The following is a 13484-nucleotide window of genomic DNA, read 5'->3' as shown; positions in this document are numbered from 1 at the left end:
GTTCGGATCGGCGTCGCGCACCGGCGGTGCCATCGAACGAGGGAACCGCTCATGTCCGCCTATGGCTTCGCCCACCTGCGCGTCCGCAGGCCGCACGCCGACATCCTGGAGTACCTGGAGCGCATCCAGGACACCCTGGATCCGTTTCACGGCCGCTTCGTCATCCACGGCCCGCCCACCGAGCTCGTGGAGGGCGACTGGCCGGGCAGCATGGTGTTGCTCGAATTCCCCGATCTGGACAGCGCGCGGGCCTGGTACCGCTCCCCGGCCTACCAGGCGATCATCCGCCTGCGCACCGACCACATCGACGGCGATCTGCTGCTGATCGAGGGCGTCGGGCCCGATTACGACCCGCGCGAACGGGCCGCGAAGCTGCGCGCCCGGTCCGCCGCCGGGTAGCCGGGGCGTTCGGCCGACTTTCTCCGGGCCGCTCCCGTCCGATACCGTTGACCAGGCACAACACGGCTCCACGCGATAAAGGATGCGCCTGATGGACGACAGTTCCCTGATCTGGGACGACGGTGAGCTGGTCACCATCGACCAGCGCGGGCTGCCGCACGAGGTCCGCGAACTGCGGCTCGGCACGGTCGACGAGGTCATCGACGCGATCCGGGTGCTGGCCATCCGCGGCGCGCCCGCCATCGGCATCGCCGGGGCGTTCGGCGTGGTCATCGCCACCGCGGCGCACACGGTGGACGGCGTGGTCGACGAGGTCCGGGTGCAGGCCGACGCCGATCGCCTGGCGGCCGCCCGGCCGACCGCGGTGAATCTCGCCTGGGCGGTGCGGCGGGTGCGGGCCAGGGTCGCGCAGGGCGCGGACGCGGTGCTCGCCGAGACCCTGGACATGCTGGCCGAGGACGGCCGGGTGAACCGGGCCGCCGCCACACACGCCGCCGATCTGGTGCAGCGGCTCTGCCCGGACCGGCCGCTGCGGGTGCTCACCCACTGCAATACCGGGCGCCTCGCGACGAGCGCCTTCGGCACCGCGATCGGCGCGCTCCGGGTGCTGTCCGAGCGCGGCGCGATCGAGAACGTCCTGGTCGACGAGACCAGGCCGCTGCTCCAGGGGGCACGGCTGACCACCTGGGAGCTGGCCGAGGCCGGCATCCCGCATCGGCTGACCATAGATTCCGCGGCGGCCTGGGCGATGGCGACCGGGCAGGTCGACTGTGTGCTGGTCGGCGCGGACCGGGTGACCGCGAACGGCGACGTGGCGAACAAGATCGGCACCTACGCGCTGGCGCTCGCGGCGCGCCACCACGGCATCCCGTTCATCGTGGTGGCGCCGGAGTCGACTCGCGATCCGCACATGGCGACCGGGCGCGACATCGTGGTGGAGGAGCGGGCCGCCGCCGAGGTGACCGGATTCGGCGGTGTGGCAACGGCTCCCGACGGGACCGAGGTGTTCAACCCGGCCTTCGATGTGACGCCGGGCGACTTGGTGACGACGGTCGTCACCGAGCTCGGGGTGGTGCACGATTCGGCGGTGACCCGAGCGGATCCGCTGCCCGGCAAGGTGATTGCCGACATCGCGCGCGGCCTGTATCAGCGCGGGTGGATGCCGGGCACCGCGGGCAACATCTCGGTGCGCACCGGCGAGACCGCGGTGATCACCGGCAGCGGTCTGGCCAAAGGTGAACTGACCGAACACGATATGGTGACCGTCCGGGTGGCGGATTCGACGATGACGGCAGGCAGCCGGAAACCCTCGGCGGAGACCACGATTCACACCGCGGCGTACCGGACCACGTCCGCGCACGCGGTGGTGCACATCCATCCGCCGTTCGCGACCGCGCTGGCGACCCGCCTCGGCACGGCCGACGCGGTGCGCACCGTGCGCATCACCGACTACGAGCTGATCAAGGGGCTGGGCGGCACCGATCCCGCGAGCGTCGATATCCCGGTCTTCCCCAACTGGGCGGACGTGCCGCGGATCGGCGCCGATATCGAGCGCTACCTGGCCGAACATCCCGCCGCGCCGCCGATCCTGCTCATCACGGGGCACGGGATCACCGCGTGGGGGGACAATATCTCCCAGGCGCGCGATCGCGCCGAATGCCTGGAGGCCCTGTGCGAGCTGGTATTCCGCACCGGGCGGCTGCACGCCTTCGGTGCGCGCGACGAGACTCTCGAGATTGGACTGACATGACCCTGCTTCAGGTGATGGCCGCCGACAACGCGGCCGACGTGCGCGTGCGGACCACCGACGACGCGGTGATCGGCACCGAATTGGCCAGGCACGGTATCACTTTCGGTCGCTGGCCGGTGGTGGACAACGCCACCGCCGTCGACTCCGACGAGCTGCTCGCGCACTACCGCGACCAGGTGGCCGAGCTGAACGAGTCCGGGCGCTACAAGCACATCGACATCGCCCGCATCCATCCGGACGACGCCGACCCGGAGTGGCCCAAGACCGCCGAGGGCGCACGGGCGAAGTTCCTCAACGAGCACCGGCACGCCGAGGACGAGGTGCGCTACTTCGCCGCCGGGCGCGGCTGCTTCTACCTGCATCTCGGGCACGAGGTGCTGGCCGTCGTCTGCGAGGGCGGCGATCTGCTCTCGGTGCCCGCGGGCACGCTGCACTGGTTCGACATGGGCAGCAGGCCCGACTTCATCGCCATCCGGTTCTTCGAGGAGGAGGACGGCTGGGTGGGCGATTTCAGCGGTGACCGGATCAGCGAAGGGTTCCCGACCCTCGACGAATTGCTCACCAGCTCGTGATCACCGCGGTCGTCCTCGACATCGAAGGGACCACCAGCCCGACCAGTTCGGTGCGGGAGGACCTGTACGGCTATACCCGGGAACGACTTCCGGCGTGGCTGGCCGAAAACCGAACGGGCGCGGCGGATCCGATCATCGCCGCCGTTCGGGCGCAGGCGGGGCGGCCCGAGGCCGATGCCGGCGAGGTCGCGGAGATCCTGCGCGAGTGGCTCGATACCGACGTCAAGGCGGAGTCGCTGAAGGCGGCGCAGGGGCTGATCTGTGCAGAGGGGTTCCGCAACGGCGCGCTGCACGGGGAGTTCTTCGCCGACGTACCGCCCGCGCTGCGGGCCTGGCATGCGGATGGGCTCGCGCTGTACGTGTATTCGTCGGGATCCGTCCGCAACCAACAGGATTGGTTCGCGTTCGCGCGCGGCGGCGAATTGGCCTCGCTGATCAGCGGCCATTTCGACCTGTCCACGGCGGGCGGCAAGCGGGAGCCGTCGTCGTACGAGAAGATCGCCAGTGCCATCGGGGTGGCCGGGGAGCGCATCCTGTTCCTGTCCGATCACCCGGACGAGGTCGACGCGGCGGTCGCGGCCGGCTGGCAGGCCATCGGGCTCGCCCGGCCGGGCGAGCCCAACCCGCCACGGCCACCACATCATTGGGTCGATACGTTCGCCGATATCGACCCCCGGACGCTCTAGCGGGTCAGTTCAGCGACTCGACCACCTTGGTGATCCGCCGGGCGCGCGTCTCCGCGCGTTTGGCGTCGGTGACCGACGTGACGTGTTCGCGTCGTCGCGAATAGGACAGTTCGGCGAAGACGGCCGCCAGGCCGGCGGTGCGCAACGCGGCGGCCAGGTCATCGGGGACCTCGACGGTTCGTTCAGCGTCGTCGCGCGCGACGGTCACCACGACCCGGTCGCCCGGCTGCTTGCCCAACTCGGCGCGGATCGCCTTGCGTACGCCCAGGCAGGGACCGGAACCCATGTCCGCGATGGAGCCGCGGTACTTGATGCCGTCGAACGCCGCGGCGACCGGGATGCGGCCACCGCCGCCCAGCGCTGCGACCACCTCGCCCGGCACGGCGACATAGGCGCCGCCGCCCGCACCGGCCTCGATGGTCGCTTCGAATTGCTGCATGGGATCGACCCTAGCCTGGTCAGGCGTTGTCGTAGGCGTCCTGGAGGGTCTTGATGTCGAGCTTGGACATGCCGCGCAATGCGGTGCCGACGGCGATGGTTTTGGCCGGATCGTCGCTGCCCAGCAGTGTCGGCAGGGCCGCGGGCACGATCTGCCAGGCCAGCCCGAAGCTGTCGGTCAGCCACCCGCACGGCCCGCCCTCGCCCCCGCCATCGGTCAGGGCCGCCCACAGCCGATCGATCTCCTCCTGCGTCTCGACCACAACCTGCAACGAGGCCGAGTCGGTCAACGCGTGCCCCGGCCCGCCGTTCATCAGCGTCACCGCGTGCCCGTCGAGATCGAGCGAAACCACGAACGCCGACCCATCCGAGCCACGGGAGATATCGGTAATCCGCGAATTGGCCACCACCTCTGTGTACAGCGTCGCCGCCTCCTCGGCCGCGTTGTCGAACCAGAAGAATGTATTGACGGACATGTTGTGCTCCTTACCAATGGCGTGACTTGCTGTCACCCCCTGGTCGGAGCCACCAACCCTGCTTCGACCTATCTCACCGAATTTCCTGAAACTTTTTCCGACCCTCGTCGATCCATCAACTCCGCCCGCTGGTCAGCCCAGCGCAGATGATCGCTCATAGCGGCCCTCCCTCGCTGGGGTCACCCAGGGGGACATCCAACGCGTGGAATGCGCGCGCGAACATCTCGGTGTGAACCGGCTAGGCGCAGGGTGGGGCGGGGGCGTCTTGGAAGAGGGGTTTGGTGGTGGGTGGGGCGTAGACGACGTCCAGGATGAGGGGGTCGGGGCCGAGGTTGCGGCCGATGTGGACGTTCCAGTCGCCTTCGGGTTCGTAGATGAAATCGCCGGCGTGGAAGACGGGGGCGACACAGTCAGGGCCGGGGTGGGTGAGGGTGCCTGCCCGGATGATGCCGAAGACGGGACCGTCGTGGTAGTGCCAGCCGGTGGAGCCGCCCGGGGCGATGGTGATTTCGCGGACCACGAGGTCGGTGCCCGCGACGAACGGCAGCAGGCCGGCGGGGATCTGGGCCTGGGCGAGGGTGACGGCGGTGATGTCCGTGCCGGGGGTCGCGCCGGCGGGGATGCCCGCGCAGAGGGCGGCGCCGAGCATGATCGCGACGGCGGTTCCGCGGGTGAATGGCGTCATCGCGGGAGCATATCCGGGGGACGTTCGGGTCGGCAGAGTTCACCTAGTGTTCGTCCACGGCTCGCGGTGTCGAGTTGCCGTGCGCGCCCGACCGGCGCAGCATCGGTCGGTATGGCGTCGAATCCGCTGAATCCCGCAGGCGACATTCCGGAAACCGGAATCCCGGGCGGGCGCTCCGCCGAGATGACCATGGCCGAGCAGCACGAATGGCATCGCGACTATCTACGCCGGCATCCGGTGTCGCGCCGCAATATCCTGCGCGGTGCGGCGGCGGCCGCGGCCGTGGCGGCGGTCGGCACGTCGCCGTTCGGCAAGCGCGCCTACGCCGAGGAAGCGCAGCTCGCCGTCGGCGGCAGGCACGTCGGCTTCGGCCCGGACTCGACCAGCCAGCTCCGCTTCGCGGCGCAGCTGTCCAGGCAGCCCGCGGGCACCAAGGTCTTCCTCGACCACGGCCCGACGCCGGCGCTCGGTGCGACGGTGGAGGCCGAGGTGCGCAACCTGCTGACCCAACTGCCGACCAGCGACGGCGGAGTGCTTGCGGCAGAACAGTTCTACGCGCACGCACCGGTGGACGGGCTGCCCGGCCGGGTGCCGCACTTCTACCGCTGGCGCACCGCCGACGGGTTCACCGGCGACATCCGCGCGGCCGCCACCGCGATGCCCACCGCGCGCGCCGCGATCGTGCCGTTCCGCTTCACCATGATGGGCGATCAGGGCACCGACGAAACTCCGGCGCTGCCCTCCGGTGTCGTGCCCGGCGACTACGACGACAAGTACTACAAGGCGGACAACGAGCCGAACGCACCGCACGCGACCAACGTGCTGCGCCAAATCGCCGCGGCCAGACCGGATTTCCACATCCTGGCCGGCGACATCGCCTATGCCGATCCGTCCGGCGCCGGCAAGCCCGCCCAATTCGTCGCGCACGGCGGGAAACTCCCGGACGGCTTCGACAAGTTCAACCCGTACGTGTGGGACGTCTACTTCGGCGCCATCGAGGCGAGTGCCGCGCAGACACCGTGGATGTTCGCCACCGGCAACCACGACATGGAGGCGACCTACGGCGCCCTCGGCTACGGCGGGCACGCGGCGCGACTCGACTTCCCCGGCAACGGCCCGGCCGGCTGCCCGTCGGCGTACTCGTTCACCTACGGCAACGTCGCGGTGCTCTCGCTCGACGCCAACGACGTCTCCTACGAGATCCGCGCCAATACCGGGTATTCCGGTGGGGCACAGACGAGTTGGGTGGAGCGCACGCTGGCCGCCTACCGGGCCGACCCCGGCATCGACTTCCTGGTCTGCTTCTTCCACCACTGCGCCTATTCGACCACCGACGCGCACGCCAGCGACGGCGGCGTGCGCGACGCCTGGGTGGCGCTGTTCGATCGCTACCAGGTGGATCTGGTGCTGCAGGGGCACAATCACGTGTTCGAACGGACCGACCCGATCCGCGGCAACGCCGCGACGAAGGTGGCCGACGACAATTCGGTGGTCTATCCGGAGACCGACGGCACGGTCTACTACACCGTCGGCGGGGGCGGCCGCCCGCGCTACGGCTTCCAGCCGGGTTCGCGAGAGTCCTACCGCGGCAACGAGTTACCGGACACCACCGTGCCCAACAGCTACGTCTGGGGCACCGGCGGCCACAAGCAGGACGAGGCGGCCCCGTGGTCGCGGGTGCGATTCCGCAACTACTCGTTCCTGCGCGTCGACGTCCGCCCCGGCGTCTTCGCCAGCGAAATGGACGTGACCGCCGTGGACGAGTACGGCCGCGAATTCGACCGCGTCACCTACCGCAGGCAGGTTCGCGGCTGACCCGCGCGGGCTACTTCCGCTTTTTCGGCGGCAGCGACCGCGCGTAGCCGACGCCGCGGTCGACCCACTCGCGCAGCACCGCGTCGTCGTCGGCCGCCTCGGAGGTGACCCGCAGCCAACCGGTCATGTCCCGGCCGCCCATCACCATCGACTCCACGTAGCCGCGCTCGAGTAGTTCGTCGCTGTCCTTCGGATCGACCCGCACCAGCAGCCCACCCTGCCCGCTGGCGGCCACGGCCATGTTGCCGCCGATCAGGAAGGCGAGCCCGCCGAACATCTTCCGCTCGGACAGCTCCGGCCCTGGTTTGATGTGCAGCCGGATGCGGTCGGCCAGTTCCTCGTCATACGCCATGCCGGAATTGTCGCCCCGGGCACCGACATTTTCCGGGCGGCCGGCTCACGCGCCGATCGCCGCGGCGAACAGCGGCCAGGACTGGTGCACGTCGTCCTGCCAGTAGGTCCAGGCGTGCGTGCCCGCCGGGCGCAGGTTCGCGGTGACCGGGATGCCGAGTTCGCGCAGCCGGTCCACGAACGGCCGGGTGCAGCCGCCGACGAACGTCTCCATCGCACCGCCGACCAGCACCCGGTCGGCCAGCCGGGCCGGGTTGCCGTCGATGCCCTGATCGGCGATGTTGTCGTGCTCACCCGGCGCGCCGGTCCCCGACGAGACGTAGAGGGTCAGCCCGCGCAGCCGTTCGGCCTGCACCATCGGGTCGTTCGCGGCCCAGGCCGGATTGTCCGGCGCGCCCCACATGTTCGCCGGGTTCGCACCGAATACGCCGAGTTGCGACGCGACCAGCGCCTGCGCCACCGGATCGCTGGTGCGCGGGCAGCCGCTGTAGGCGCCGACCGCCTGGTAGAGACCCGGTGCGCCGATCGCGAGGTTCAACGCCGAGGTGGCCGACATGGACAGTCCCGCAACGGCATTGCGCCCCGTCATGCCGAACCTGGCCGCGAGCAGCGGCGGCAGCTCCTTGGTCAGGAAGGTGGTCCACTGGTTGCGGCCGAGCGCCGGGTCGTCGCGCAGCCAGTCGGTGTAGTAGCTGGCGCGGCCGCCCATCGGCACGATCACGTTGACGTTCTTGTCCGCGAAGAATTCCGCGACATCGGTGCGCCGGGTCCACGGCCCGCCGTCCTCGCCGCCGTCCACCGCGTTGAGCAGATACAGCGCGGGCGCGCCTGCGCCGGGATGCGACATCCACAGCGTGATCGGCTTGTTCATGGCCGCCGAGTGCACGACGACCTCCATCTCCCGCCCGCCGAGCGGCCGCACATCCAGGATGCGGGAATCGGGGTCGGCGGCGGCCGTGGTGGCCGGGAGGAGCGCGGCGGCAACCGCGAGGAGTGGAACCAGGCATCGCATCAGCCGGCGCATGGCGTCGAGTATCCATCAGCGGCGCCGCGACGCCCGGCATTCAACGGGCGTGTTCGCCGAACGAATGAACGCGCAGGTCGGTGATGGCATCGTCGGTGACGTCGGCCATGCGCAGTCGCTCAGCTATCGACCAGCGCAGGCGGCGCGGAAGGTCGGGCGCGACCTGGGTCAGGTACGCGTACAGCCATTCGGTGCGCCCGACCAGGAAGGGGAAGTCGGTGTTCATCATCTTCCGGATCACCAGCATCGGCAGCGGGGCGTCGAGCGGCCGGAAGTCCTTGTTCCACAGGCCGGATACGCCGCAGCCGGGGTAGAACTGGCCGAGCATCAGGCCCTGTTCCACCACCGCGGTCTTGCGGGCCAGGTGCACGGCGTCGATCAGTTCGTGGCGGGTGAGGCCGGGAAAGACGGTGACGGAGGCCAGCATTCGGGCATCCGCGTCGGTGCGCAGGCCGCGATAGATCTCGAAGGCGTCGTCCAGGGCGGCGGTCATGGCCTCGACGGTCAGCTCGTCGCCGCCCGGCACGGCGGCCACCCACAGGTTGTGATGGGTGATCGTATGGCGGACAAAGGGACACACCGGGCCGTCGCGGCCCAGTCGCGGATGCGGGTGGACCAGGTAGTCGCCGACGTAGCGAATCAGGTTGGCGACCAGGGGATTCTGCCGCGACCACGCCCCCGGATCGTCGTAGAGGTTGCACCACTCGAGGCCGGTGCGGGGACCGGCTTGCCTGCGCGCGGCCGAGGAGGTCACGGTGCGGTCCGGGCCGGGACCGCGACGCGCTCGAGGTGCCTGGCCAGCAGCGGGCCGATCACCGCGACGACGGCCGGGTTGGTCAGCTGGGCGTGCGTGGCGGGCACCGGGTGTTCGATGAGGTCACCGGTGACGAAGGGACGCCACAGCTCGGCGCCGAACAGTTCGGTCATGCCGCGGGTGGCCGAAAAGTACAGCAGGTCACCGTCGAAGACGCCGGGACGGTAGTTGTGCGAGAGGGCGACGCCGTCGACGTAGCCGCGGTGCAGGCGTTCGAGCTGGGCCGCCGCTAGTCCGGTGCCGAATGACGCACCCGCGCGGGCCAATTCGGTGGCGGCCTCGGCGGCGCTCAGCTCGGGCAGGGTGTCCGCGTCGGCCGGTTCGTCACCGAGCAGGTGGGTCAGCAGATCTCGCATCCGCGGCACCGGCGGCGGGTCGGCGCCGTCGGGGAAGACGATGCTGTCCAGCATGACCAGCGCGGCGACCGAGGCGCCGCGGGCGCGCAGCCGGACGGCGATCGCGTGCGCGATCTGACCGCCGAGGGACCAGCCGAGCAGGTGGTACGGGCCGTCGGGCTGAACGCGCGTCATCGCCGCCACATAGCTGTCCGCGAGGTCGTCGATCGTGCTGATCGCGCCCGCCCGGCCGGTAAGGCCGGGCGCCTGCAGGCCGTACACCGGGCGGTCGGTGATGTGCTGGGCCAGACCGGCATAGCACCAGGCCAGCGGGACGGCCGAGTGGACGCAGAACAGGGGCGGGCGGGTTCCCCTGCGGCGCAGGGTGAGCAGGACGCCGAGGGCGTCGTCGGCGGCGTCGTCCACGCCCGCGTAGCCGGCGATGCGCTCGGCCAGCGCCTCGACCGTGGGTGTGGTGTAGAACCAGCGCACCGTCACCGGAACGTCCGTCGCGGCGGCCAGCTCGGCCGAAACCGATACGCCCAGTAAGGAATTCCCGCCTAGCTCGAAGAAGTCGTCGTCCAGGCCGACGCGCGATTGCCCGGTGGCCGCACCGATGCGCTCGGCGACCAGCTGTTGTACCGCGGTCTCGGGAGCGCGATAGGGCCGCGGCGCGGGCACCGGCGCGGGCAGGGCGGCGCGATCGAGTTTGCCGTTGCCGGACACCGGGAGCCGGTCGAGTTCGATCAGCGCCGACGGGACCAGCGCCGCGGGCAGGGTGTCGCGCAGCCTGCGCAACGTGCCGGCGGCATCGAACCGAATCCCCGGCGCCGCCACCACATAACCGACCAGGCGGGCCTCCGGGCGCCCGGCATCGGCGACGGTGACCACCGCGTGCGCGATCCCCGGCGCCGCGAGCAGGGCCGACTCGACCTCCGCCGGTTCGATGCGCCGTCCGCGCACTTCGACCTGCCCGTCCGCGCGGCCGAGGAATTCGAACGCACCGTCCGGGCCCGCGCTGACCAGATCGCCGGTGCGATAGAGCCGTTGCCCGATGCCGAACGGATCGGCGATGAACCGGACGGCGGTGCCCGCGGGGTTACGGAGGTACCCGTCCGCGACACCGAGTCCGCCCAGGTACAGCTCTCCCCTGGCACCCGGCGGGACCTGCGCCAGCCGCGAATCGCACACCACCGCAAGCACTCCCGGCAACGCCGCGCCGATCGTGATCGGCTCGTCGGGTGCCATCGCCGCGGTCTGGGTTGCCATGATGGTGGTTTCGGTCGGCCCATAGCCGTTGAACAGGCGGACGTGCGGCGCCCATCGGCGCACCAGTTCCGCCGGGCAGGCTTCACCGCCGACCACCACCGCGCGCAGGCGGGGTAGCTCGGCGGGCTCGAGCGTGGCGAGAACGGCCGGGGTGGTGAGGAAATGCGTGCCGCCGGTGTCGGCGATCAGCCGGGACAGCGCGGCGCCCGCGACCACCGCGGCAGGCTCGACCACCAGGCGCGCGCCCGCCGCGAAGCAGGCGAGGAGCTCGAGCAGGTGCGCGTCGAACGACGGGGCATGGGCGTGCAGTACGACCGAATCCCGTTCGACGCCATAGTGTTCGGTGATGTAGTCGGTGAGCGAGCCGAGCCCGCGATGGGTGACCAGCACACCCTTCGGCACGCCGGTGGTGCCCGAGGTGTAGATCAGGTAGGCCGGATGATCAGGCCGCAACGACCTCGGCCGTTCCGCGTCGTCGATCGGCGTGCTCGCCCGCCGATCGGTGTCCGCCAGCGTCCTGGCGTCGTCGAGGGTCAGCCAATGAATGCCGCGCCTCGCCGCACCCTTGCGACCGCCGACGGCGCCATCGGCCCGCGCGATCGGCCGCTGCGCGCCGTCTCCGGCGGGGATCGGGTCGTCCGCCCGAGCCGCGAAGGCCGTGTCACACGGCAGGCAGTCGCGCACCGCGGTGACCGTAAGTCCCTGTCGTGCTCCGGAATCCGCGATAATCCTGGCGATCCGATCGACGGGATCGTTCGGATCGACCGGCACGAAACACGCTCCGGACTTGGCGACCGCCCACAGCGCGAGCACCGATTCGAGCGAGCGCGCGATGGCGACCACGACGAACTCGCCGGGCCGGGCGCCGCCGGCCATCAGTTCGCGGGCCCAGCGGGATGATGCCTCGTCCAGCTCGCGGTAGGTCAGCGCGCGCGGGCCGTCCTGCACCGCGACGCCATCCGGAACCAGGCCCGCGCGAAGCAGATCGGGCAGCACCCGGATCGGGCCCGCCGGCTCCGCTGCCACCGGAGCCGGCGGAGTGAGGTCCAAAGCCGTTATCGGGCAGTCGGATTCGGCGGCGAGGAAGCGGGCGAAGTAGTCGAGGAACATGCGGTGGTGCCAGGCGAGCAGGTCCGGCCGGTAGCGGGCCGGGTTGGCGTGCAGGTCGATGCTGATCGAGCGTTCGTCGGGACCGGCCTGGTAACCGTTGAGCAGGAGGTCCTCGACCGGGCCGAGGGACAGCAGCCGCACCTGCCCGGTCAGTGCGCCGAGGCCGAACGGCTCGGTAAAGCCGAGGACGTTGACGACCGGCCCGAATCCCCCGCGGACCACCTGCTGCCTGCCGCGATCGTGCTGCATGTCCTCGTAGCGGTAGCGCTGATGGCGCAGCGCGCCGATCACCCGGGAGCGCACCTGGGCGATCACCGAGCCGACCGTGCCGGTGTCGAAGCCGTTCAGCCGCAAGGGGACCACGTTCGACATCGAACCGGCGGAGCGGCGCAGGGCCGCGGTGGGGCGCGCGGTGACCGGCAGGGTGAGCGCGACCTCGCCGCGGCCGGTCATCCGGGCCAGGTAGCAGGCGAACGCGGTGACGGCCAGTTCGGGGAAGGTCGCGCCGTGGCGGGCGCGGGCGGCGGCGACCAGTTCGGCGGTCGCGGCATCCAGTGTCGCGGTGACTCGATGCGGTTGGGGCCGCGGCGCGGCAGGACGCCCGGCCAGGCCGAGCGGTTCGGGCAGGGTCTCGAGTTGGTCGTGCCAGTAGGCGCGGTCGGCCGCGGCGCGATCCGAATCCTGGTATCGGCGTTCGTCTTCCAGCAGCTCGGGCACGGACAGGGGCCGGATCGTCGTCGATCGGGCCGGTTCCGGCATCGTCACCGACTCATGTTGGGCCGCAACGGTGTTCACCGCCGCGTCCAGGGTCTGGGTCGAACCCGATGTCGCGCTGCCGGACTCGGAGTCCGCCGAGCGCCACAGCACCCGTGCGGCCGGACACCGATGGCCGCTGCCGGACTCGCGAGCGACGCGCAGGGGCGAGGGGCCGGAGCCGGCCGGCAGCGCCGGGCCGAGCCCCTGCCCCGCAACGATTTCCGCGCGGTACAGCTCGCCGGTGCGCCGGAGTACCGCCGCGGCGCCCACGCCGTCGACCACGATGTGGTGGCTGCGCAGGTACAGCAGATGGCGATCCGGCGCCGTTCGGAACACCGTCGCCACGGTGAGCTCGCCGGTGAGCGGATCGAGCGGTGCGCTGTAGTCGCGCTCCATCCGCTCCTGCGCCGCGGCGATCGGGTCCGCCTGATCGGTCAGGTCCACGACCCGGATCGACAGCTCCGCCGTGGCGTCGACGTACTGCCGCGGATAGCCGTCGACGAGGCGGAATCGCAGGTTCGGGGATTGGAGTTCGCGGGCCGCGCGGCGGGCGCAGCACGACATCAGGGCGACGTCGAGCGGGCCGGACAGGTCCAGATACATCGCGACCGTGATCGGCACCTCCGGCTGCAACTGCTGGGCCACCCACCAGCGCAACTGCGCCGTCGACAGGGGGTACACCGGCGGTGCCGCGGCGTCTGTCCGGTCGATCGACACCGTGTCGTCGGCTCCGGTCAACACGCCTCCCTAGGATTCGGCAGCCACCGCTGAATCATCCACGGGCAAACTTACGGCATCCAGGCTCGAACGAGTCGTAATTCCAGCACCATCGGCGCGTGCTGAGCCTGCTGTCAGCGCGAATGCCGAACGGAGGTTCCCTCGGGCCCGTCGAACCGCACGCTATGCCCCCGCCGGGCATCCCCCGCGCTACACCACCGCCGTCAGCCCGACCCCGCGCGCCATCTCGTGCCGCGAGCCCAGATCAGCGCCCCCGCAACGCAGCG

Annotated in this window: 12 protein-coding genes; 5 read left to right on the top strand and 7 right to left on the bottom strand. The window is 70.8% G+C overall.

Annotated features, from left to right (window positions below):
• Nucleotides 1–51 precede the first annotated feature (51 nt).
• The 4 genes from ACFQ9K_RS27770 to mtnC all read left to right on the top strand — a co-directional run bounded on the left by ACFQ9K_RS27770 (nucleotide 52) and on the right by mtnC (nucleotide 3407).
• On the top strand, nucleotides 52–399 hold the full coding sequence (locus tag ACFQ9K_RS27770; protein ID WP_378724889.1) for a DUF1330 domain-containing protein: 348 nt from the start codon (nucleotides 52–54) through the stop codon (nucleotides 397–399).
• 91 nt (nucleotides 400–490) lie between these two features.
• The gene (mtnA, locus tag ACFQ9K_RS27765; RefSeq protein WP_378724888.1) at nucleotides 491–2149 is read left to right on the top strand and encodes an S-methyl-5-thioribose-1-phosphate isomerase; all 1659 of its coding nucleotides are present in this window, start codon (nucleotides 491–493) and stop codon (nucleotides 2147–2149) included.
• On the top strand, nucleotides 2146–2721 hold the full coding sequence (locus tag ACFQ9K_RS27760) for an acireductone dioxygenase (protein WP_378724887.1): 576 nt from the start codon (nucleotides 2146–2148) through the stop codon (nucleotides 2719–2721). The genes mtnA and ACFQ9K_RS27760 overlap by 4 nt, the downstream gene beginning before the upstream one ends.
• Complete coding sequence (gene mtnC, locus ACFQ9K_RS27755; RefSeq protein WP_378724885.1) at nucleotides 2718–3407, top strand: acireductone synthase; 690 nt, start codon at nucleotides 2718–2720, stop codon at nucleotides 3405–3407. Before ACFQ9K_RS27760 ends, mtnC begins: the two co-directional genes overlap by 4 nt.
• Nucleotides 3408–3411: 4 nt before the next feature.
• Here the strand turns inward: mtnC and ACFQ9K_RS27750 are convergent, their stop codons facing one another.
• The 3 genes from ACFQ9K_RS27750 to ACFQ9K_RS27740 form a co-directional block, all read right to left on the bottom strand.
• Complete coding sequence (locus ACFQ9K_RS27750) at nucleotides 3412–3846, bottom strand: DUF1905 domain-containing protein (protein WP_378724883.1); 435 nt, start codon at nucleotides 3844–3846, stop codon at nucleotides 3412–3414.
• A gap of 19 nt (nucleotides 3847–3865) precedes the next feature.
• A complete protein-coding gene (locus ACFQ9K_RS27745) occupies nucleotides 3866–4321 on the bottom strand; it encodes a VOC family protein (RefSeq protein ID WP_378724881.1) in 456 nt (151 codons plus the stop codon).
• Between the two features lie 238 nt (nucleotides 4322–4559).
• Nucleotides 4560–5006 (bottom strand): cupin domain-containing protein, encoded by a 447-nt coding sequence (locus ACFQ9K_RS27740; protein ID WP_378724878.1) that lies wholly within the window; start codon nucleotides 5004–5006, stop codon nucleotides 4560–4562.
• Between the two features lie 111 nt (nucleotides 5007–5117).
• Between ACFQ9K_RS27740 and ACFQ9K_RS27735 the strand changes: the two genes are divergently transcribed.
• The gene (locus tag ACFQ9K_RS27735; protein WP_378983775.1) at nucleotides 5118–6821 is read left to right on the top strand and encodes a metallophosphoesterase; all 1704 of its coding nucleotides are present in this window, start codon (nucleotides 5118–5120) and stop codon (nucleotides 6819–6821) included.
• Nucleotides 6822–6831: 10 nt separating this feature from the next.
• On the opposite strand, the gene ACFQ9K_RS27730 is transcribed toward ACFQ9K_RS27735, so the two are convergent.
• From ACFQ9K_RS27730 to ACFQ9K_RS27715, 4 genes are read right to left on the bottom strand one after another with little or no spacing between them, the layout of a single operon-like run.
• Nucleotides 6832–7173 carry a TfoX/Sxy family protein gene (locus ACFQ9K_RS27730; protein WP_378721996.1) on the bottom strand — a complete coding sequence of 114 codons (342 nt, stop codon included), beginning with the start codon at nucleotides 7171–7173 and terminating at the stop codon, nucleotides 6832–6834.
• A 45-nt stretch (nucleotides 7174–7218) separates the two neighbouring features.
• Entirely contained in the window at nucleotides 7219–8196 is a 978-nt protein-coding gene (locus tag ACFQ9K_RS27725; RefSeq protein ID WP_378721995.1) for an alpha/beta hydrolase, read from the bottom strand.
• A 40-nt stretch (nucleotides 8197–8236) separates the two neighbouring features.
• Nucleotides 8237–8950, bottom strand: a complete 714-nt coding sequence (locus ACFQ9K_RS27720) for a DUF6875 domain-containing protein (protein ID WP_378721994.1) — start codon at nucleotides 8948–8950, stop codon at nucleotides 8237–8239.
• The gene (locus tag ACFQ9K_RS27715) at nucleotides 8947–13218 is read right to left on the bottom strand and encodes an amino acid adenylation domain-containing protein (RefSeq protein ID WP_378721993.1); all 4272 of its coding nucleotides are present in this window, start codon (nucleotides 13216–13218) and stop codon (nucleotides 8947–8949) included. Before ACFQ9K_RS27715 ends, ACFQ9K_RS27720 begins: the two co-directional genes overlap by 4 nt.
• Between the last annotated feature and the right edge of the window lie 266 nt (nucleotides 13219–13484).

This window comes from Nocardia sp. NPDC056564 (assembly GCF_042793755.1).
In the GTDB taxonomy this organism is placed as follows: Bacteria; Actinomycetota; Actinomycetes; order Mycobacteriales; family Mycobacteriaceae; genus Nocardia.
The sequence above is the reverse complement of the archived record's forward strand: the minus strand, read 5'-3'. Positions and strand labels throughout refer to the sequence as shown.

Bases quoted from the DNA above. Each gene is read 5' to 3' on its own strand.
- ACFQ9K_RS27770 (WP_378724889.1), top strand. From the start codon at position 52: ATGTCCGCCTATGGCTTCGCCCACCTGCGCGTCCGCAGGCCGCACGCC.
- ACFQ9K_RS27735 (WP_378983775.1), top strand. From the start codon at position 5,118: ATGGCGTCGAATCCGCTGAATCCCGCAGGCGACATTCCGGAAACCGGA.
- ACFQ9K_RS27740 (WP_378724878.1), bottom strand. From the start codon at position 5,006: ATGACGCCATTCACCCGCGGAACCGCCGTCGCGATCATGCTCGGCGCC.
- ACFQ9K_RS27760 (WP_378724887.1), top strand. From the start codon at position 2,146: ATGACCCTGCTTCAGGTGATGGCCGCCGACAACGCGGCCGACGTGCGC.
- ACFQ9K_RS27750 (WP_378724883.1), bottom strand. From the start codon at position 3,846: ATGCAGCAATTCGAAGCGACCATCGAGGCCGGTGCGGGCGGCGGCGCC.
- ACFQ9K_RS27730 (WP_378721996.1), bottom strand. From the start codon at position 7,173: ATGGCGTATGACGAGGAACTGGCCGACCGCATCCGGCTGCACATCAAA.
- ACFQ9K_RS27725 (WP_378721995.1), bottom strand. From the start codon at position 8,196: ATGCGCCGGCTGATGCGATGCCTGGTTCCACTCCTCGCGGTTGCCGCC.
- mtnA (WP_378724888.1), top strand. From the start codon at position 491: ATGGACGACAGTTCCCTGATCTGGGACGACGGTGAGCTGGTCACCATC.
- ACFQ9K_RS27745 (WP_378724881.1), bottom strand. From the start codon at position 4,321: ATGTCCGTCAATACATTCTTCTGGTTCGACAACGCGGCCGAGGAGGCG.